Below are 17,793 nucleotides of genomic sequence, written 5' to 3' on the forward strand. Positions count from 1 at the left end.
GGACACCCACGGGTAGAGCGAACAGCGACCGTAACGGATTCCCAGGTGGTACGACTAGGTCGTACATGGTCCGCAGCGTCACGCTCTACCGCACCCCGACGACCGAAGCCGAGGTGGAGACGATCGCAGACTGGCTCACGACACGCGTCGACGCGGACGTTTCGGTCCGCGACCGGTTTCTCGAGGGTCACCGCACCGACGATCTCGCCGAACGGTTCGCCGAGGCGCGTGTGTGCTCCCCGTACGATCGCGAAACCGGCAACACGATGCTGGGGACGATCCGGTACGAAGAACGTGCCCTCGAAGATCCTGCGCGGGAAGGCGGCGTTCTCTACGACGGCGCACAAATTCAGCGCGCGCTCAATAGTGCCCTGCCAGCCGACGAACGTGCCCTCGAGACGCTGCACGTCCCGATTCTCGATCGCGCGATCGGGACGTGGGGCGACCACGACGGCCGCTGGCACAAACGCGTGACCGTCCTCGGTCAACCTCCGCTGGTATCGGTACCCGGCCTGTACGAGGCCCCAGCGAAGCCCGAGGAATATTACAAGGAAAAGCAACGCCACTCGCTCCTTTCGGGTGACACCCCGCCTCGTGAAGTGCTCGAGAACCGCGTGGAGGGCGAATTCCTGATCGAAGACGATCCCCGGACGACCGATGCGATGAAGGGGTACGTCCTCCAGGCGTACCACTACCTCGAGACGGGTGAGCCGTTTTGCGATCGGGAGGGCTGTCGCCTGTTCAACGCCCACTACCACGAGGACCTGATCAACGCACAGCTACGCGAACCGGAGTTTTGTAGCGAGCACGAGCGACTGTATGGGACGAGATGACTCGGGAGTCGGCGCAACCTCGCGCAACGTCGCTGGGTCGGTGGGTGCATCCAGCCAGACACCGTGGTCGAATCACAGCACAATTCGCCGGGAGACGGCGATAGGACGCCAATCGAACTTCTGAATGTCGATATCGGGAGAAAATCGGTCAAAATCGACGACAATCGGCGACAGTATCTGGTCGGTTAATGATCGATCTACCCCTCCGGTCAGTCGTCATGAGACGACACGCACTACTCGCGGTCATGATCAGTATCGGACTGTTGATCGGCACGGCCGGAACGGCCGCCGCAACACCCGGCGAAGGACCACCTGGCGAACTGCCTGATCCAGTACCCGACTTCGTTTCGGACCTGCTCGGTGCGATCAGTAGCTTCGTCAGCGGCACGGCCGACGCGCTCGGAAGCGTCGTGTCCGCACTCACGCCCGGAACGACCACACTCCCGTCAGCGATGACGTGATCGCGGCGTTCCTGCTCCGACGATCGTCTCTCCGGTCCTGGGACGGTCGTCCACCGTTCGGACGACCGGCTCGCAGTACCCGCCCCGTGATGGACGGAGACCCAAACGATCGAAAAGCGTATGAGAATACTGTCGCAAACTGAATTTCGTGATTCGATGGATGATTTTACACGATCTCTCTGCCATGGCCGGCAACCGTATCGCCTGCATGCCGGCCGGTCCTGGCGGTTATTTGGGCGACTATGACCAGACGTAACCCGACTCCATTCGCTCGACTGCTACTCGTTGCGCTTGCACTCTCGGTTGCCGTTTCCGTCCCGCTCTCGGTCACTGGCGTCGCCGCCGACGGTCCCCCGTCCCAGTACGACTCCGCCGAATCGACGGACGTGTTCTCGGCGGGGCCCGAAGACGTCGACCCCGACCAGGCCCGGATGAACGTGGACCTGGCAGCCAACGGCTCTGCCGAGTGGACGATCGAGTTCTGGGTCAGACTCGACGATAGCGAGACGACAGCGGCGTTCGAGTCGATCGAGGCCGATATCGAGGACGACCCCGAGCCGTACCTGACGCGCTTTGCCGACCGAATCGATTCGACCGTCGCCGTGGCAAGCGACGCGACGGACCGGGAGATGTCGATCGACGGTTTCGCGGTCGAGACGGAACGCCAGTCCCTCGCTCGTGAGTACGGCGTCATCAGATACACGTTCGACTGGGACGGCTTCGCTGCCGTCGACGGCACCGAACTGCGTGCCGGCGACGCGATCGAGGGACTCTACCTCGACGACGGGACCCGACTGGTAATCACCTGGCCCGAGGACTACGACCTGACGAGCGTGAGCCCCGACCCGGACGATTCCCGCCAGAACGCGGTCATCTGGCGTGGCTCACAGACCGAGTTCGTCTCCGGCGAGCCACGCGTCGTCGTCTCGAGCGGGGCGACCGGACTCTCGCTTTCGTCGATCGCGCTGGGCAGTCTCGCACTCGGTGCGATCGGCCTCGTCGTCGCAGTGTGGTATCGACGGCGTGGGAGCGGGGATCCAGTTTCGGTCCCGGACGTCGGTGTCGGAGGTGGTGGAGATGATCAGACCGGCGCAGCGGCATCAGCGACGGCCGACGACAATGCGGGCGGCGAGCGGGGCGTGCCGGAGGAGTTCCTGAGCAACGAGGAGCGCGTCCTCCGGCTGCTCGAGGAGCGCGGCGGCCGCATGAAACAACAGGACGTCGTCTCGGAGCTCGGCTGGACCGACGCGAAGACGAGCAAAGTCGTCAGCACGCTCCGCGAGGACGGGAAGCTGGACTCGTTCCGGCTGGGTCGCGAGAACGTGCTCACGCTACCCGACCAGACTGACGCGGTACTCGAACCCGGAGAGCGTACCGACTGACGCGAAAGCCTGGAAAATCGCACGACTGCGTCGGATCGTTTCAGCTAGTTTACGATCGTTTTCGACTCTTGATCCCGGTCTCAACGGTCCGCAAAAGTCGTTGAATCGGAGTGATAATCGATCCGATATATGGGACGATAGCTCCAGGTACCATTCGTCATGAAGCGAACAACGACGATCGCACTTGCACTGGTACTCGCCGTCTCGATGGTGGCGATGCCGCTTGCAGCTGCCGACCTCGACACGGCGGCGAGCGCTCAGGACGAGGACAGTGAAGACGACGAAGGTATCGCACCGGGCGAACAGCTCGCCGGCGTCGTCGGCGTTCAGGAAGCCGAACTCGACGGTGACCTCGCGGAGCGTACGTACGGTATCAAAGTCGCTCAGGCACAGAGTGACGACGCCAAAGCCGACGTCGTCGGCTCACAGCTTGCCGACGTCGAAGCGCGAATCACGGAGCTAGAAGACCGAACCGAGGAGTTAAACGAGTCCTACGAGGCTGGCGAAATCAGTAAGGGACAGTACGAGGCCAGGATGGCGTCGATCGCCGTCGAGAAGCGGACGGCACAGCGGCTGGCTAACGGGACTGCAGCGACTGCAGGCGAACTCGAAAACCCCGAGGAGCACGGGATCAATGTGACCGCGATCGAAACGCTTGCCGATCGCGCCGCCGAACTCGGCGGGCCACAGGTTGCCGAGATCGCACAGTCGATCGCCGGCGCGGACGTCGGTCAGGCGGTCGGGCTGGACCGCGAGCCCGGTGCACCGATCGAACGCCCCGGTGCGGGACCCGAGACGCCGGGTAACGAGGGTAGTGGACCTGACGATGCTGGAGGCGAGACAGACGCAGCGGACGATGAAACCGACGCTGACGATGACGACGAAACGGACGCCGAGGACGGCGAGACTGACGATGACGCGGGAGCAGCGTCCGACGGTGACCAGAACCAGAGCGACGCCGGAACGCAGTAATGGGACGGATACTCGTCGCAGTGAGCGCGTTCGTCGTCCTTGCGGCGCTGCTAGTTGCACCGGCTGCCGGGGCTGGAACGACGGCCAGCGAGCCAGCCAACTTCGAGGACCCGACGCTACACGTCGAACTGACTGCCGACGGTGACGCCACCGTCTCGCTCGTCAGCGTGTACGACCTCGCCGAGGATGACGAACGCGACGCGTTCGAGACGCTCGAAGCGGACGACGAGGCGCACGAAACCCTGCTCGATCGGTTCACGAACCGAACCCAGTCGGTCGCTGCGAACGCGAACGAGGACGTCGACCGCGAAATGACCGTTACGTCAGACTCTGTCGACGTCTCCACCGACGATGATCGCGGCATCGTCGTCCTCTCGGTCACCTGGGAGGGGCTCGCCGCAGTCGAGGACGATCGGCTGATCGTGAACGAACCGTTCGCGAGCGGCTACGAGACCGACCGGACGGTCGTGGTTGCCGGACCGGACGGGTCGACGATCGAGACGGCGACGCCGGAGCCGGATGCAGAGATCGACGGGCAAGCAAGCTGGGAGGCTGGAACGACCTTCGAGGGCTTCGAGGCGACGTTCTCGCTGTCCGACGCGGGAACCGACGGCGACGAACAAGACGCCAGCGAGGCAGGCGACGACTCGTTACCCGGGTTTGGCGTCGGGGCGGCTGGCGCTGCCCTGCTCGCGCTGTTCGGGACCGCGCTTCGTCGGGACTGATCGCGATCGAGCCTCGAACAGGCAGACTCGCACACTATCCAGTTCCAATTTTACCGCCCGTCAATCGAACGACCCCGAAGACGTGCGTCTCGTCCGCGATCGCGCTCGATCGCTCCCGAAGCCGGTTGTGAGCCGCGTCGATCTTTTCGTCGAGTCGCAGGTGTGGCTCGTTTTCGTAGCGGAGCTTCGTCGTGGGTGGCGTCGAGAGGACGACGATCGCCCGGAAGACCGCGTTGACCGGCGGCGCGTACCGTTCGTCGCTGCGGGCGGCGTTCGCGAGGACGACGTGGCCACCGGGACCGACGAGGTCACACCAGTCGTCGACCGCGCCCGCCGGGTCGGCGAGCATTCCGACGACGAACGTGGCGAGGATCGCGTCGATCTCGTCTGTCTCGCCTGCGCCGTCCGCAACGCCTCCGACTGGTGGCCGCGTCGCATCGCCGCGGACGACGTGAACGTTGTCGTACTCGGCCGTTAGTTCGCGGGCTCGATCGAGCACCGGGCGGGTGAAGTCGACGCCGACGACGGTTCCGTCGGGACCCACCTCCTCGCGGAGGTAGGGCAGGTTCGCCCCGGTTCCACACCCCATCTCGACGACGGTATCGCCACGGTCGAGCCGACAGGCCGCGGCGGCACGACGGCGAAGCCGTGGAATACCCGGCGTCCGGCGGGCGATCACGTCGTAGAGCCGTGCCCAGCGGCCGTAGAACTCCTGTGCGGTTTCCGAAGTCATAGGTTCGTGTGTCACCGTTCGTGGCGCTCGATCACGGCGTTTTGGGTCGCGTCAGGGCGCAGTCGATCGTCCCACAGCGTGCGAGACGGTGCGGTGATCGGGACTGCGCGGTCAGACGAGTCCTCTCGTCGTATCTGCGACCGATTCGGCGTCCGGGCCGAGTACGTAGATGAGTGGCTCGATCCCCATTCCACCGGTCTGATAGAGGACGGTCGCCCCGGGATCGCTCTCGAGGGCCGCAGCGACGCTCGAAGCGACGTCGTCGCTCTCATCGAACTCGGCCGTAACGTGGTCTCTATCGACCAGTTCGGCGAGCAATTTCGGGTCGTATCGGATGTTGATCGCCGCGGAAGCGTCCGCACCCGATCGCCGGACCGAAAGCAAGACGCTCGCGACGTGTTCGGAGACGCCGAACTCCGGGTCCGCAGGGACTGTCGCCCGCCCTTTTACGTCGAAGATACGCCCCGGGACGCCGGCAACGTCGTCGATGTCCTCCGCGTCGGGGGTACAGGCCACGAGGTTCGAGCCGACGGCGGGGATGAGCCCGGCGAATCCACTCGCGTTCTCGAGAAGGCGCAGTCCCCGGCGGAGCGAGGAGAGGACGCGTTCGCTGCTCCGGAGGTCGCTTTCGGGGTCGTGAACGCGAAAGCTCGCGCCGTGGTCGGCCAGTTCCGGAACGGACTCCTCGTGAAGCTGGGCGAGTAGATCGCCGCCGGTTTCGAGTTCGCGGATCAGGACTTCGATCTCGATCAGCGCCCGGACCGGCCTGACGTCGCCGGAGGCGAGGCCGTCTGCGAGTTCCTCGACGAGCGCCTCGACGCGTTCGTCCGTCGCGATTCGTTCGTTAATCGTTACGTCTCCGTGGGCGTACTTCGAGACGGCGCTCTGGCTGATCCCGAGGACGTCCGCGACGTCACTTTGCGTGAGTCCCCGCTCGCGGAGCGCTCCGGCGAGCAACGACCTGACGGTCGGCAAGAACTCGTCGACGACAATCTCTTCGACGAATCGCATCTGTTTGCCGGATGTAGGCGTGCCCGTCGGATAACTGTAGTGAACCACGATCGGAGTGAGACGAATACGCACGGCCAGGATCGGACGAATACGCGGGATCGATCGCCTCCCGGCGGCCGGCCGCTTTCGAACACGATCGATACTTCCGGGAGAACCACGTAGCCGACGGCAATGAGACGATCGGAGCGCACGTCGGCGTCCGTCGTGGAGGGACTCGTCAGCAACCGCTCATCGGTCACGTGTCACGAACCAGCCCGCGCACGCACGACCGACACGGGTCGGACCAGTAACCGACGAGGGGACTCACTATGAGCCGAGAAACCGATCGCGCGGCCGGCGGCGCATCCGACGACGAGATCGACGGCGGGTCGGTCGCCCTCGCGATCGCATCCGGCTTCGCGACGTTTTTGATCGTCGGGATCGGAATCTCCGAACTCGCCCATCAGTGGCTCCCCGCTCCGTTGCTCGTCGGGGTCGTCGTCGGTGCCACCGCGGGGGCGATCGCGACGGCCACCGTCACCACCGGACTGACGGGCGGCGTTCCGCGCCGCCAGCGTCGGTTCACGGGCGGATTCGCGGGCTACACGGTCGGCTTCGTCGTCGGCTTCGTCCTCCTGTCCTGGCTCCTGAACGCCGGCGTGGGACCGTCGATCGGCGGCGGCGTCATCGTCGGCTTCCTCGTCGCGGGGTGGGGAGCTCGACAGGGGACACGGGCGACCGTAGACGCCGACTCGTAATCGCCACACGAGTTCAATTCGCGGCCGCCTGCTCGACAGGTTGCGTTCGACCGTCCCGTCGCGTTCAGTCGTCGCTTCTGTTCAGTCGTCGCGTCCGAGCTGATCGCCGCCGAACTCGTCGTCGCTCTGGATACGGGAGGCCTGCGGGCCGTCCTGATCCTGGTACTTCGAGCCGCGATCGCTCCCGTAGGGCCGCTCGGCCGCGGTTTTAAGTTCGGTAAAGGTGAGCTGTGAGATGCGCATTCCCGGCGTGAGCGCCACGGGAGCCGACCCGAGATTGGAGAGTTCGAGGGTGATCTGGCCGCGGTATCCCGGGTCGCAGAGACCTGCTGTGGCATGTACTACCACGGCAAGTCGTCCCAAGGACGATCGACCCTCGACGTGGGCGATCAGGTCCGCCGGAATCTCGACGCGTTCGTGGGTCGTTCCCAGCACGAAGTCGCCGGGGTGGAGAATGAAGTCGTCGCCGTTCTCGACGATCGTTTCGGTGACGTACTCGTCGACTTCGCGTTCGGAGTTGGGATGGATGCAGGGGATGTTCGTCCGCTGGAATTCGAGGAACTCGCGTCCCAGCCGGAGGTCGATGCTCGCGGGCTGGACCTGCAGGTCCGGATCGTCGAGCGGGTCGACGACGAGGTCGCCGGCCGCGAGTCGATCGAGGATGTCCGTATCCGAGAGGATCATTACGCGCTCAGTGGAAGCGGTCGCTCCTAAAACCCCCGGAACACGGCAGCGGTCCCGAGACAGATCACCGAGATTATAGGCTGCCATCACGTCTCTCACGCCATGAAACAGGCCATCGTCGCCCGCACGGACATCGGGATGGGACAGGGAAAACTCGCCGCACAGGTCGCCCACGCGTCGCTGTCGGCCTACGAGAAAGCGGATAGTCAACTGCAGGGCCAGTGGAAACAGAATGGGCAGAAGAAGGTCGTCCTCAAAGGCGAGAGCGAACGCCAGCTGCACGAACTCTCGGCGATCGCGGACAGCGAGGGAATTCCGAACGCGATCGTCCGCGACGCCGGCCACACGCAACTCGAACCCGGAACCGTCACGACACTCGCCGTCGGGCCGGCCGCGGACGATCGCGTCGATCGCGTTACCGGCGAACTCTCGCTGTTCTAACGGCGCAGCCCTCGGTACCCCTCGGATTCGCCGGGTTACCAACGCCTTTTCCATCGGCACTCGTGGCTACCGCTATGGCACCCGGCCCACACGTAGACCAGCCGATCGAACGCGCCGGCGCAGACCTCGCGGACGCCTCGACAGCCATGATCCTCGTCCACGGCCGCGGCGCACGCGCCCGCGGAATGCTCGGCATGGCGAACGAAATCGGCCACGACGACGTCGCCTACGTCGCACCACAGGCCCAGCGAAACACCTGGTACCCCAATTCGTTTCTCGCGCCGATCGAGGACAACCAGCCCCACCTCGACTCTGCGCTCGCGTTTCTCGATCGAATCGTGAACGATCTGGTCGCAGGCGACCTCCAAGACGGGGCGGGCGGTGACGGCATGCCCCTCGATCGAATCGTGCTGCTCGGATTCTCACAGGGCGGCTGTCTCGCTACCGAATACGCCGCGCGAAACGCCGATCGCTACGGCGGTGTCGTCGCGCTCAGCGGCGGACTGATCGGTCCCGAGGGAACGCCGCGGAACTACGACGGTTCGATGGACGGCACCCCGGTGTTCATCGGCTGTGGAGACCAAGATCCGCACATCCCGGTCGGCCGAGTCGAGGAGTCGGCGCGGGTCTTCGAGGATCTGGACGCCGACGTGGAGAAGCGAATCTACGAGGGCGTCGGTCACACCGTTCTCGAGGACGAACTCGAGTACGTTCGGGAACTGGTGGCGGCGATCGCGGACTGACGAGAGTCGCGCGGTCAGACGGCGTGGCACCAATACGTTGGTGCAACACCTACCTCGATCCCCGACGTAGGATGCGTATGAGTCGATCACAGAGGCGACATTCTACCGTGAGACTCGGCGTCGGTCGAGCGCGGGGTGGGACTGATGACTGACGTGGGAGCGGGCCGGAGGAGGGACGAACGAACTGACACGGCCCCCGAAGAGCGCACGAGCGAGCGACGGCGGGTTGCGTTCGAGACCCTCGATAGAGAGGTTCGAGAGCGACCCCTCAGCGTCGAGGGGACGATTCCAGCGTGGATCGAGGGCACGCTGCTCCGAACGGGACCGGCGAAATTCGAGGTCGGCGATCGTAATCTGCGACACTGGTTCGACGGGCTGGCGATGCTCCATTCGTTTGCGATCGCGGACGACGAGGTTCGCTATACGAACAAGTATCTCGAGAGCGACACGTACGAACACGCGATCGAGGAGGGTGAACTCGGTTACGCCGAGTTCGCGACCGACCCCTGTCGCGACATCTTCGAGCGGTTCTTTTCGCTGTTCTCGCCGTCGGTTACCGACAACGCGAACGTCAATATCTCGAAACAGGCCGAGGCGTTCGTCTCGATGACCGAGACGCCGATTCCCGTCGCGTTCGATCCGGAAACGCTCGAGACGATCGGTCTTGCCGATTACGAGGACGACCTCGGCGGTCACGTGACGACGGCCCATCCACACCACGACGACGGCGACACGTACAACTACGTCACGGAGTTCGGTCGGACGAGCACCTACAGCGTCTACCGGATGCCCGACGAGACGGGCGATCGCGAGGTGATCGCGACCATCGACAGGAAACGACCCGCGTACATGCACAGCTTCGGGCTGACGGAGACCTACGTCGTCCTTGCCGAGTTCCCGTTCGTCGTCAACCCACTGGAGCTACTGGCCCGTGACCGCCCGTTCGTCGAGAACTACCGGTGGAAACCGGAGCGCGGAACGCGATTCCTGCTCGTCGATCGTGAAACGGGTGACGTGGTCGCAGACCCGGTGGCGGACCCGTTCTTCGCATTCCACCACGTCAATGCTTTCGAGGACGGCGATGAGGTCGTCGTCGACATCGTTACCTACGACGACGCGTCGATCGTCGACGCGTTCTATCTCGAGGAGTTGCGATCGCCGGAATTTACCGTCGAGGGCGGGACGCTCCGTCGGTATCGAATCGATTCGGATGGCGTCGAGAGCGAACGACTGACCGACGAAGCGGTCGAACTCCCACGGATACACGACGCGGAGTCCAACACGCAGCCGTACCGCTACGTCTACGGCGTCGGAAACCGACACCGGCCCGCCGCCGACGTTCCGAACCGCCTCGTCAAAGTCGACGTGACCGACGGAACGACGACCGTCTGGGAAGAACCGGGAACGTACCCCGGCGAACCCGCGTTCGTCGCGACACCGGGCGCAACTCGTGAAGACGACGGCGTCATCCTGTCTGTCGTACTGGACGCCGACGCGAGGCGATCGTTCCTCCTCGTTCTGGACGCCGGGGAGTTCACCGAACTCGGGCGCGCGACGGTCGATCATCACATCCCGCTCGGGTTCCACGGCGGATTCTACGACGTCTGAACTGGACGTATTTCGACGAACCGATCGCGTCTCTCATTCTGGCTCGCTCCCGAGTGACGGAGCCAGATCCCAGAGGTCTCGGTCACGGATTCCCAACAGCAGTTGCGAGACGACGCTCAACAGCGGCAGTTCGACCAGCGGACCGACCACCAGCGACAGCGGGATGAGCGGTTCGTGGGGAACGGCGACGACGGCGATCGCGAGCGCCAGAAAGACGATCTGTACCGGACCGAGCGCCGGCAGGAGCGTCCGCTGGAAGTACGACTTTCCCAGCAGTCTCGGCAGTGTGGCCCGACCGATCGCGGCGGCCACCAGCGGGACGACGAGGACGAGTCCAATGCTTTCGAGAAGCGTCCGAAACGGAAGGACGACGAGTTCGCCTGCGACGACGTAGAGATAAACCGGCAGGAGCACCAACTGGAGAACGAGGTTGTAGGGTAACAGTGAGGTCGCGAGGGGGACGTTCCCCTTCGCGATGTCGGTGAAAATGAGATACCAGTCGGTACACGGCGTCACCATGAGCATGATTAGGCCGACTCAGAGCGCCGGCTGATCGCCAGGTACATGCTCAAATACGGCGAGCAGGACCGATCGTTCTCTGATATCGTATCGAATTTCGAGAACGACCCGTTCGCAACGCTCGAAATATCAATAACGGAGACAGATAAATAGACTCTCTTTTGATACCGAAAGAACGTGTATCTCTCCGCCTGAGTGATCTTCCGGTAGGGAACGGCGAGTAGATTTATTATCATTTGCTGTCAGTTGGTGTCTATGGGATTGATACGCGACATATTCCTGTTGCAGGCGCTTCGTGATTCGAGCAAGAAAGAACTCGCCGCCCGCGACGCGGACGGACAACCGATCTGTGGCGGCTGCCGTAGCGTCGTCCACGGAGAAGCGACGGCGTGCCCGAACTGCACGGCCGACCTGTACACGAAGCGCGGAAAGTTCGGCAGACGGCTGGGCGGGTTCTTCGGGTTCTCGTTCCTGTTGATGGCGGTATTGCCGAGCGGCGAAGGTCCCGGTGTCGGACTCCTCGGATCGCTCGTCCTCGCACCGATCGCCCTCGTACTCCTGTTTCTCGCGATACAGTGGTACCGAAACAGACCGGTTCGGGAACTGAACACTCGCGAGCAGTTGCCGTTCTAGCCCCGCTCGGGCAGACGAACCCGCCCACAGACCGCGAGAACGAACCGATTTACGTTCGGCACTCGAACCCGCGCCCAGCACATGCGCCCAGCCCATCCTACGGAGCAGGCCGTCGGGATCGACCACTACGTCACCGACACCGACGGCGTCGGCGGCCGTCTTCGAGCGGAGGACGACCACTTCCGGGTTCGCGAACTCGAACGGTTCGACACCCAGCCGATCGATTCGGGAACCGACGCCTACCCGCACCTCGTCTTCCGGGCGACGCTCTCCGGGTGGGACACGAACGACTTTGCGTCCCGACTCTCCGACGCCCTCGGAATCTCCCGAGAGCGAGTTAACTGGGCCGGCACCAAAGACAAATACGCGGTGACGACGCAACTGTTCTCGGTCTACGGTGCCGACCCCGAGGACCTCCCCGAGGTGACCGGAGCAGACCTCGAGGTCCTCGGGCGGGCGGGCCGATCGATCGAGTTCGGTGACCTCGCGGGCAACGCTTTCGAACTCGTCGTCAGCGATCCCGAACGGCCCGAAAACGCGAACGCGATCACCGACGAGTTGCGGGCGTTCGGGGGTCTCGAGAAGGGTCCAAACGCCGGCGGCCGCGACGTCGGAGACGATGGGCGTGACGACGGAGACGGCAATAGTGGCGCGATTCCAGTCGGCGTTCCCAACGTCTTCGGCCAGCAACGATTCGGGAGCCGGCGACCGGTCACCCACCGGGTCGGCCTCGCGATCGTTCGCGGCGACTGGGAAGAGGCGGTGATGGCCTACCTGGGGGACCCGGACGACGCGGAGCCGGCGGACACGCAGGACGCGAGAGCCTTCGTCGAGGAGACGCGAGACTGGCAGGCGTCCCTCGATCGGTTTCCCAACCGGCTGCGCTACGAGCGATCGATGCTACACGAACTGGCCGAATGCGAGGCTGAGCCAGGCCCCGAGACGTTTCGGGCCGCACTCGAGCGGGTGCCATCGAACCTCCAGCGGCTGTTCGTCCACGCCGCCCAGTCCTACGCGTACAACTTGATGCTTAGCGAGCGCCTCGATCGGGGGCTGCCGTTCGATCGGCCCGTCGCGGGCGACGTGGTCTGCTTTGCGGACACGGACGCCCCCGAAGGACTCGTCCTGCCCGACACCGATCGACTGCAGCAGGTCGACGAGCGCCGCGTCGACTCGGTGACGCGCCACTGCGAGCGCGGCCGCGCGTTCGTCACTGCACCGCTGGTCGGAACCGAGACCGAACTCGCTGACGGCGAAGTGGGCGAGATCGAGCGAGAGGTTCTCGGCGACCTCGATCTCGAACAGGGGGATTTCGACCTCCCCGGCGAGTTCTACTCGAGTGGAACACGGCGGGCGATCCTCGTCAATACGTCCCTCGATGTCGAACAGGACCCACTCACGCTTTCGTTTGCGCTTCCAAAGGGCAGCTACGCGACGGTCGTCCTCCGGGAATATCTGAAGGTCGATCCGATCGATCTGGGATGAGCCTGGCTTTCGAGGCCGGGTCCACGATCGACTGCAGTAGGTTCATGTCGGTATCGCGAGTAGATTGCCGACGAACCGTGACGAGACCTCCATTTCACGTATGATCGGACCGAACGGCGATTGCGACCTCGTCGACTGGCGGAAACTGACGATCGACGGGGAGACGGTGTACGAACTCGAGTACAGCGACCCTGTCTCGAAGCCGGTGAGTCGATCCAAGACACTGTTCGGTGCCAGCAGCGGTGGAACGGTTCCGTCCCACGAGCAAACGATTCGGTTGCCGGACGGCGAACGGATTCCCGCGACTGAAGTGGCGTACGAGACCGACGGAACGACGCTCCGAATCCGGCGTCGGGACCCCTCCCTGCTGCGTCGAGTTCGGCGCTACCTCCCGTTGTGACGGCTCCGTGTGCGGACGATCGGACGCGAACGTACCCAGAGTTCTGGACACAGTTCCGAATCGGACTCTGTTCGGATAGCTTCGGTAGCAGACCAGAACCGGACTCAATCCAAATAGGTCCGGATTACCGTCCCGAACCCGGTCGCACCGATCGCGAACGCGACGATCCCGCCGATCCCGGTTAGTGCGAGCGCACCGTTGATCCCCGCCCCGACCAGCAACGGTTTCAGCCATCCATCCTCGCGGCCGACCAGTCGCTCGCCGATCGCGAGGTAGGCGATCGCCGATCCGACCGCCCACATCAGGGAGGCGACCAGCACGAGCGGGATCGCGACGATGAGACCGATGATCGTGATGAACAGTACGAAAGCCACGAGCAGGACGGCGATCAGCGAGAGGAAGCCGTAGAGAAACGAGTCGACGGGTTCCTCGAGGACGACCGTCGTCATCTGGTCCGTGTAGTCGGGGACGACCGCGATCATGATCGCCCCGACGACCAGCGTCGTCAGAAATGCGCCGATCGCACTGCCGACGAGGCTGCCGGTCGCGCCGATACCGATATCGATATTTAGGCCATCTGTCTGTGCGACCAGCGTGACTGTCACGAGCGACTGAAGGTATTCGAGCATACTCTCCCTCTCGGACTGGAGGGATTATAGTAGCGACTGAAAGTCAGCACACACACACGATCGCACGAGGGCCGCACGATCGTGCAGAATCCGTTTCAGTAGCTACGATAGCCACACGTCTCGATCGGCGAGTGGCGAGTCGTTAGTGAACACGTCTCAGCTGCGTTGAACTGTCATTCGAGCAAGAAGCTTATCAGCGACCGTCGCTTCCAGACAACAGTCTATGACAGAGAACGTATTTACAGCCCCCGGAGAAACCACTGAGAACTGGGTCGATGTCCGAATGACCGAGCCGGAACACGAGGAATGGGACGTCGACGTCGTCGTCGCCGGCGGTCGCGTCGAATACGTCGACCTTCGACTCAAACCCGAACTCCTCGGCGGCTTCATCGGCTGCCTCGTAGACGACGTCGACGACGATCGCGCTGCGTCGATCCTGCGGGGAGTTGCGGATCGGCGGGAGATCGATCTCGACGCGGGATCGGACGACGAGTAGGGTTCTTTTTCACTGTGTCGGTTCGACGTGCAGATCGGTTTTGTCGCCGAGCGTGACCGTTTCAAATACCGAGACGGACACGTTTTGTCCGTTCGAGTCGTATATCCGCGTATGCGAAGCAAACGCCTGCAACGGAAGATCGACGATCTCGTCGCGCAAGGCTGGAAGATCGAGGAAGAGGCCCCCGATCGAGTGGTGATGGTCGATCGCGAATTCGGCTCGATCGCGTCGCACGTACTGGTCGCGATTCTGACAATCTGGTGGACGATGGGGCTGGGAAACGTCGTCTGGGGTGCGTACAACTACGTCTCGCGATCTCGCCGGCAGGTACTCTGGGAGCAACAGGGGAGTTGTCCCGACTGTGGGGCGACGGTGTCGGAAGACGCTGCCTACTGTCCGTCCTGTGGGACGGATGTCGAGAAAGTGCCGGAGGCCGGCACCAGCAGCGTCTGTCCGGAGTGCGAGGCGATCGTCTCCGAGGGATCGCGGTACTGTCGCGCCTGCGGCGCGAAACTCGCTGACGTGATGGACTCGTCGAACTAGCGGTCTCTCGGTCAGTACGATCGACCGATCGGCGCGACGGTGCGATCGGTCAGAAAACACGGCGGTTTTACCGTCCGGCGGCTAACGTCCGATATGGAGTGTCGCCACTGTGCATCACCCCTCGAGAAACCCGGTGACTTCTGTCTGGTCTGTCGAGAGACCAACACCGACGCCGTGGTACTCGACACGGCGCGAGACCGGGCCACGGTGACGATGCTCTCGAGTGGCGACGCGAAGCGAGCCCCGGAGGAGGACGCGAGCGACGAGATCATCGGTGAGACGACGATCACGACGACTCCAGAAGACGGCGAGAACGAACCGATCGAACTCCGAAACTTCGCGGGCCTGATCGCCGACGAAATCCGACGGAAACGCCCTGAAGAGGTCTACGCAGGCGGAACACGACGCGTCATTCGCGCCGTCCGTGACGACATCCACCATCAGTTTTACCGCGTCGACGACGAGGAGCCAGTTCAGTCGGTACTCGATCGTCGCGGCCGTCGCGCACTCGACGTCGTCGAGGTGCCCCCTGCCGAGAAAATCGGCGGGAGTCACACCACGCTCATCGGCGGCCGGACCGGTATGCGGGCCATCCAGACGGTCGCTGGCCACCCGCACGTCAAGAAGGTCATTCCCGGCCCGATCGACGCCGGCGGGAAGGGGTCCCAATCGGGACTGCGGGCGAAGGTGACTCGCGCCGACGATGGCGGCAACGTTCGCATGCTCTTGCGCGACGGCTCGAGCGTCCAGGAAAACCGCATCGTCACGACGGCTCGCGATCGCGAGATGGGCGAACGGATTCGCGCCGATCTCAACGAAGTCCTCGAGTCCGCCGAGTTTCAGTAATCCGGACCCTCGCCTCGCTGCGTTCCGTCGATTCTCACTCCCGTCCTTCGTCCGAAACTCGCGACAGGTATTGTCACGAGTCGATGGAAGTGGCACTGTCTGCTGGTTGTCAGGCATTTACCCGGCTTCCGATAATGAGATATAATTAGCCATGCTCGAGCATCCGGATCTCGTTCTGGCCGCGATTCCGCTCTTGACGGTCAGTGGACTCGCTCTTCAGTCGGTGATCGTCGCCGGAATCGGAACGGGGCTGCTTACGGCTCCGCTCGCGGTCGCTGGATATCTCGCTGCGCTCGCGGTCGTCTTTCTGGAACTGCTCGCAGGTCCAGTCACTCGACGGACCGCAGAGTCGTAACTCAACAGGTTTAAGAATCCGCTAGCAATACAAAGCAGTACTATGGCCGAGAAAGGAACAGTCGGTAGCGCGGGCCGGTTTGGTGCCCGGTACGGTCGCGTTGCACGACGTCGCGTCAGCGAGATCGAAGACGGCATGGAACACGCACAGGTCGACGGTGACGACGTTACCCGCGTCGGCACCGGCATCTGGAAAAACGAGGAAACCGGCGAGGTCTTCACCGGCGGTTCGTTCCGCCCTGAAACCCCTGCCGGACGGACGGTCAAGCGATCGATCCGCGCGGCACTTGCCGACGACGAATAACCCGCACCACTACGAATTTCACGAATGAGCTACAAGTGTTCTCGCTGTAAGCGCGACGTCAAGATCGACGAGTACGGCGGTGTCCGGTGTCCCTACTGTGGTCACCGCGTGCTCCTGAAAGAACGCAGTCGCGACGTCAAGGAAGTCGGCGTCAAGTAACCCGCGTGTCTTCTCACGGCGCGACCCTCGAGTTCGAATACGAGACCGCGTCCCGCGCACGGATCGTCACGGAGAGCGTCGCCCGCGAAATCGGTGAAATCGACGACGATCGCTCCCGAACGACGATCGAACGGGACGACGACCTCGTTAGAGTCGAGATCGACGCCGCAGACATCGTCGCACTGCGGGCAGCGCTGAACACCTGGTTCTCGCTGATCGACGTGGCGGAACGGACGGCAGACGTCGGGAGTGCAGCGATGGCCGGTGGCGATCGATCGTAGCCGATCGACCGACGGCGATTGCCGATCGACTCTCCGAGCGATGGTCCTGAGCGATAAAGCTGGCCTTTATCAGTGCGGAGGGACACGGTCGAAGTATGCAAGGAAACCTGCCGCCGGAAGCACAGGAGAAAATCGAGGAGTTGCAGGGACTCCAGGAGACCGCACAGGAAGTCGCCGTCCAGAAACAGGAGGCCGAATCGAGCCTCACCGAGGCCCAGAACGCCCTCGACGAGCTCGATAATATCGACGACGACACGACGATGTACCGCAACGTCGGGGAACTGTTCGTCGAGACTGACTACGACGAGGCCGAAGAAGACCTCCAGGACAAAGTCGACACCCTCGAGATTCGCCTCGAGACACTCGAAAAGCAGGAAGACCGCGTCCAGCAGCAATTCGAGAGCATTCAGGAGGAACTCGAGGGCCTGCTCGGTGGCGGCGGCGCAATGGGCGGCCCGGCCGGCCCTGGCGGCCCAGGTGCAGGCGGCGCGTAAATGACTGCGGCAGAGCCGTCCGACGAGACCGTCGTCCAGACGGCAGCCGACGCTGCGGAAGGGCACATCTTTTCGCAGTACAAGCAGTCTGCGGTGCGTGACTTCGACGTCACCGTAACCTTCGAGGACGGACTCCTCGACGTCGACGTCTACCTGAACGCACCCGAAGACGTGGCCGATCCCGAACAGGTCGCAGACGACGCCGCCCTCGCCGCACGGGAGGCCGTCGACGAGCTGTTTGCGGAGTAATCGGTTCGGTCTCGCGTTCTCGAGACCTCGTTTTCACACTGAGAGCGACTGCAGTAGTTGCGACGACAGGT

Annotated in this window: 25 protein-coding genes and 1 pseudogene; 21 read left to right on the plus strand and 5 right to left on the minus strand. The window is 63.5% G+C overall.

Translation table 11 applies throughout. The features are described from left to right. Positions 1-65 precede the first annotated feature (65 nt). The 5 genes from AC6I6L_RS03655 (at position 66) to AC6I6L_RS03675 (ending at position 4,373) form a co-directional block, all read left to right on the plus strand. The gene (locus AC6I6L_RS03655; RefSeq protein WP_497916353.1) at positions 66-833 is read left to right on the plus strand and encodes a DUF7001 family protein; all 768 of its coding nucleotides are present in this window, start codon (positions 66-68) and stop codon (positions 831-833) included. 218 nt (positions 834-1,051) lie between these two features. Then, positions 1,052-1,294 (plus strand): hypothetical protein, encoded by a 243-nt coding sequence (locus AC6I6L_RS03660; RefSeq protein WP_497916354.1) that lies wholly within the window; start codon positions 1,052-1,054, stop codon positions 1,292-1,294. Positions 1,295-1,536: 242 nt separating this feature from the next. Next, positions 1,537-2,676, plus strand: coding sequence for a DUF7345 domain-containing protein (locus AC6I6L_RS03665; RefSeq protein WP_497916355.1), 1,140 nt, complete (start codon positions 1,537-1,539; stop codon positions 2,674-2,676). 159 nt (positions 2,677-2,835) lie between these two features. Further along, entirely contained in the window at positions 2,836-3,648 is an 813-nt protein-coding gene (locus AC6I6L_RS03670; RefSeq protein ID WP_497916356.1) for a hypothetical protein, read from the plus strand. Further along, positions 3,648-4,373: a DUF7345 domain-containing protein gene (locus tag AC6I6L_RS03675; RefSeq protein ID WP_497916357.1), complete on the plus strand. Its 726-nt coding sequence runs from the start codon at positions 3,648-3,650 to the stop codon at positions 4,371-4,373. Before AC6I6L_RS03670 ends, AC6I6L_RS03675 begins: the two co-directional genes overlap by 1 nt. Positions 4,374-4,407: 34 nt before the next feature. Here the strand turns inward: AC6I6L_RS03675 and AC6I6L_RS03680 are convergent, their stop codons facing one another. Further along, positions 4,408-5,106 (minus strand): class I SAM-dependent methyltransferase, encoded by a 699-nt coding sequence (locus tag AC6I6L_RS03680; RefSeq protein ID WP_497916358.1) that lies wholly within the window; start codon positions 5,104-5,106, stop codon positions 4,408-4,410. A 111-nt stretch (positions 5,107-5,217) separates the two neighbouring features. Beyond that, a complete protein-coding gene (locus AC6I6L_RS03685) occupies positions 5,218-6,117 on the minus strand; it encodes a thiamine-phosphate synthase family protein (RefSeq protein WP_497916359.1) in 900 nt (299 codons plus the stop codon). A 308-nt stretch (positions 6,118-6,425) separates the two neighbouring features. Between AC6I6L_RS03685 and AC6I6L_RS03690 the strand changes: the two genes are divergently transcribed. Next, positions 6,426-6,854, plus strand: coding sequence for a DUF8147 domain-containing protein (locus AC6I6L_RS03690; protein WP_497916360.1), 429 nt, complete (start codon positions 6,426-6,428; stop codon positions 6,852-6,854). Positions 6,855-6,935: 81 nt separating this feature from the next. Here AC6I6L_RS03690 and dcd read toward each other — a convergent pair whose 3' ends face one another. Continuing rightward, positions 6,936-7,538, minus strand: a complete 603-nt coding sequence (gene dcd, locus AC6I6L_RS03695; protein WP_497916361.1) for a dCTP deaminase — start codon at positions 7,536-7,538, stop codon at positions 6,936-6,938. 102 nt (positions 7,539-7,640) lie between these two features. On the opposite strand from dcd, the gene pth2 reads away from it, so the two are divergent. The 3 genes from pth2 to AC6I6L_RS03710 all read left to right on the plus strand — a co-directional run bounded on the left by pth2 (position 7,641) and on the right by AC6I6L_RS03710 (position 10,330). After that, a complete protein-coding gene (gene pth2, locus AC6I6L_RS03700; RefSeq protein ID WP_497916362.1) occupies positions 7,641-7,979 on the plus strand; it encodes a peptidyl-tRNA hydrolase Pth2 in 339 nt (112 codons plus the stop codon). Positions 7,980-8,053: 74 nt separating this feature from the next. Further along, on the plus strand, positions 8,054-8,722 hold the full coding sequence (locus tag AC6I6L_RS03705) for an alpha/beta hydrolase (RefSeq protein WP_497916363.1): 669 nt from the start codon (positions 8,054-8,056) through the stop codon (positions 8,720-8,722). Between the two features lie 144 nt (positions 8,723-8,866). Next, a complete protein-coding gene (locus AC6I6L_RS03710) occupies positions 8,867-10,330 on the plus strand; it encodes a carotenoid oxygenase family protein (protein ID WP_497916364.1) in 1,464 nt (487 codons plus the stop codon). Between the two features lie 33 nt (positions 10,331-10,363). Here AC6I6L_RS03710 and AC6I6L_RS03715 read toward each other — a convergent pair. Then, positions 10,364-10,867, minus strand: a pseudogene (locus tag AC6I6L_RS03715) (arsenic resistance protein); the annotation flags it as partial. A 237-nt stretch (positions 10,868-11,104) separates the two neighbouring features. Between AC6I6L_RS03715 and AC6I6L_RS03720 the strand changes: the two are divergent. The 3 genes from AC6I6L_RS03720 to AC6I6L_RS03730 all read left to right on the plus strand — a co-directional run bounded on the left by AC6I6L_RS03720 (position 11,105) and on the right by AC6I6L_RS03730 (position 13,367). Then, a complete protein-coding gene (locus AC6I6L_RS03720; RefSeq protein WP_497916365.1) occupies positions 11,105-11,482 on the plus strand; it encodes a hypothetical protein in 378 nt (125 codons plus the stop codon). Between the two features lie 81 nt (positions 11,483-11,563). Further along, entirely contained in the window at positions 11,564-12,967 is a 1,404-nt protein-coding gene (truD, locus tag AC6I6L_RS03725; protein ID WP_497916366.1) for a tRNA pseudouridine(13) synthase TruD, read from the plus strand. A gap of 100 nt (positions 12,968-13,067) precedes the next feature. Continuing rightward, the gene (locus AC6I6L_RS03730; RefSeq protein ID WP_497916367.1) at positions 13,068-13,367 is read left to right on the plus strand and encodes a hypothetical protein; all 300 of its coding nucleotides are present in this window, start codon (positions 13,068-13,070) and stop codon (positions 13,365-13,367) included. Positions 13,368-13,471: 104 nt separating this feature from the next. Here the strand turns inward: AC6I6L_RS03730 and AC6I6L_RS03735 are convergent, their stop codons facing one another. Next, positions 13,472-13,996: a DUF8173 domain-containing protein gene (locus AC6I6L_RS03735; protein ID WP_497916368.1), complete on the minus strand. Its 525-nt coding sequence runs from the start codon at positions 13,994-13,996 to the stop codon at positions 13,472-13,474. A gap of 223 nt (positions 13,997-14,219) precedes the next feature. Here AC6I6L_RS03735 and AC6I6L_RS03740 point away from each other — a divergent pair, with 223 nt between their 5' ends. From AC6I6L_RS03740 to AC6I6L_RS03780, 9 genes are all read left to right on the plus strand, one after another. Beyond that, positions 14,220-14,492, plus strand: coding sequence for a hypothetical protein (locus tag AC6I6L_RS03740; RefSeq protein WP_497916369.1), 273 nt, complete (start codon positions 14,220-14,222; stop codon positions 14,490-14,492). Positions 14,493-14,603: 111 nt separating this feature from the next. Continuing rightward, on the plus strand, positions 14,604-15,035 hold the full coding sequence (locus AC6I6L_RS03745) for a zinc ribbon domain-containing protein (RefSeq protein ID WP_497916370.1): 432 nt from the start codon (positions 14,604-14,606) through the stop codon (positions 15,033-15,035). Positions 15,036-15,128: 93 nt separating this feature from the next. Further along, a complete protein-coding gene (locus tag AC6I6L_RS03750; RefSeq protein ID WP_497916371.1) occupies positions 15,129-15,881 on the plus strand; it encodes a DUF2103 domain-containing protein in 753 nt (250 codons plus the stop codon). A 151-nt stretch (positions 15,882-16,032) separates the two neighbouring features. Further along, positions 16,033-16,236, plus strand: a complete 204-nt coding sequence (locus AC6I6L_RS03755; protein ID WP_497916372.1) for a hypothetical protein — start codon at positions 16,033-16,035, stop codon at positions 16,234-16,236. A 42-nt stretch (positions 16,237-16,278) separates the two neighbouring features. After that, a complete protein-coding gene (locus AC6I6L_RS03760) occupies positions 16,279-16,539 on the plus strand; it encodes an eL43 family ribosomal protein (protein ID WP_497916373.1) in 261 nt (86 codons plus the stop codon). Between the two features lie 24 nt (positions 16,540-16,563). Next, entirely contained in the window at positions 16,564-16,698 is a 135-nt protein-coding gene (locus AC6I6L_RS03765) for a DNA-directed RNA polymerase subunit P (protein ID WP_497916374.1), read from the plus strand. 5 nt (positions 16,699-16,703) lie between these two features. After that, the gene (locus tag AC6I6L_RS03770) at positions 16,704-16,979 is read left to right on the plus strand and encodes a KEOPS complex subunit Pcc1 (RefSeq protein ID WP_497916375.1); all 276 of its coding nucleotides are present in this window, start codon (positions 16,704-16,706) and stop codon (positions 16,977-16,979) included. Between the two features lie 95 nt (positions 16,980-17,074). Then, a complete protein-coding gene (locus AC6I6L_RS03775; protein WP_497916376.1) occupies positions 17,075-17,473 on the plus strand; it encodes a prefoldin subunit beta in 399 nt (132 codons plus the stop codon). Further along, the gene (locus AC6I6L_RS03780) at positions 17,474-17,722 is read left to right on the plus strand and encodes a DUF3194 domain-containing protein (RefSeq protein WP_497916377.1); all 249 of its coding nucleotides are present in this window, start codon (positions 17,474-17,476) and stop codon (positions 17,720-17,722) included. It abuts the gene before it with no gap. Positions 17,723-17,793: the final 71 nt, after the last annotated feature.

It is taken from the genome of Halosolutus sp. DAT137 (assembly GCF_059736405.1).

Excerpts from the sequence above, each read along its gene's own strand:
- AC6I6L_RS03655 (WP_497916353.1), top strand. The coding sequence starts at position 66 with ATGGTCCGCAGCGTCACGCTCTACCGCACCCCGACGACCGAAGCCGAG.
- AC6I6L_RS03660 (WP_497916354.1), top strand. The coding sequence starts at position 1,052 with ATGAGACGACACGCACTACTCGCGGTCATGATCAGTATCGGACTGTTG.
- AC6I6L_RS03665 (WP_497916355.1), top strand. The coding sequence starts at position 1,537 with ATGACCAGACGTAACCCGACTCCATTCGCTCGACTGCTACTCGTTGCG.
- AC6I6L_RS03670 (WP_497916356.1), top strand. The coding sequence starts at position 2,836 with ATGAAGCGAACAACGACGATCGCACTTGCACTGGTACTCGCCGTCTCG.
- AC6I6L_RS03675 (WP_497916357.1), top strand. The coding sequence starts at position 3,648 with ATGGGACGGATACTCGTCGCAGTGAGCGCGTTCGTCGTCCTTGCGGCG.
- AC6I6L_RS03680 (WP_497916358.1), bottom strand. The coding sequence starts at position 5,106 with ATGACTTCGGAAACCGCACAGGAGTTCTACGGCCGCTGGGCACGGCTC.
- AC6I6L_RS03685 (WP_497916359.1), bottom strand. The coding sequence starts at position 6,117 with ATGCGATTCGTCGAAGAGATTGTCGTCGACGAGTTCTTGCCGACCGTC.
- AC6I6L_RS03690 (WP_497916360.1), top strand. The coding sequence starts at position 6,426 with ATGAGCCGAGAAACCGATCGCGCGGCCGGCGGCGCATCCGACGACGAG.
- dcd (WP_497916361.1), bottom strand. The coding sequence starts at position 7,538 with ATGATCCTCTCGGATACGGACATCCTCGATCGACTCGCGGCCGGCGAC.
- pth2 (WP_497916362.1), top strand. The coding sequence starts at position 7,641 with ATGAAACAGGCCATCGTCGCCCGCACGGACATCGGGATGGGACAGGGA.
- AC6I6L_RS03705 (WP_497916363.1), top strand. The coding sequence starts at position 8,054 with ATGGCACCCGGCCCACACGTAGACCAGCCGATCGAACGCGCCGGCGCA.
- AC6I6L_RS03710 (WP_497916364.1), top strand. The coding sequence starts at position 8,867 with ATGACTGACGTGGGAGCGGGCCGGAGGAGGGACGAACGAACTGACACG.
- AC6I6L_RS03720 (WP_497916365.1), top strand. The coding sequence starts at position 11,105 with ATGGGATTGATACGCGACATATTCCTGTTGCAGGCGCTTCGTGATTCG.
- truD (WP_497916366.1), top strand. The coding sequence starts at position 11,564 with ATGCGCCCAGCCCATCCTACGGAGCAGGCCGTCGGGATCGACCACTAC.
- AC6I6L_RS03730 (WP_497916367.1), top strand. The coding sequence starts at position 13,068 with ATGATCGGACCGAACGGCGATTGCGACCTCGTCGACTGGCGGAAACTG.
- AC6I6L_RS03735 (WP_497916368.1), bottom strand. The coding sequence starts at position 13,996 with ATGCTCGAATACCTTCAGTCGCTCGTGACAGTCACGCTGGTCGCACAG.
- AC6I6L_RS03740 (WP_497916369.1), top strand. The coding sequence starts at position 14,220 with ATGACAGAGAACGTATTTACAGCCCCCGGAGAAACCACTGAGAACTGG.
- AC6I6L_RS03745 (WP_497916370.1), top strand. The coding sequence starts at position 14,604 with ATGCGAAGCAAACGCCTGCAACGGAAGATCGACGATCTCGTCGCGCAA.
- AC6I6L_RS03750 (WP_497916371.1), top strand. The coding sequence starts at position 15,129 with ATGGAGTGTCGCCACTGTGCATCACCCCTCGAGAAACCCGGTGACTTC.
- AC6I6L_RS03755 (WP_497916372.1), top strand. The coding sequence starts at position 16,033 with ATGCTCGAGCATCCGGATCTCGTTCTGGCCGCGATTCCGCTCTTGACG.
- AC6I6L_RS03760 (WP_497916373.1), top strand. The coding sequence starts at position 16,279 with ATGGCCGAGAAAGGAACAGTCGGTAGCGCGGGCCGGTTTGGTGCCCGG.
- AC6I6L_RS03765 (WP_497916374.1), top strand. The coding sequence starts at position 16,564 with ATGAGCTACAAGTGTTCTCGCTGTAAGCGCGACGTCAAGATCGACGAG.
- AC6I6L_RS03775 (WP_497916376.1), top strand. The coding sequence starts at position 17,075 with ATGCAAGGAAACCTGCCGCCGGAAGCACAGGAGAAAATCGAGGAGTTG.
- AC6I6L_RS03780 (WP_497916377.1), top strand. The coding sequence starts at position 17,474 with ATGACTGCGGCAGAGCCGTCCGACGAGACCGTCGTCCAGACGGCAGCC.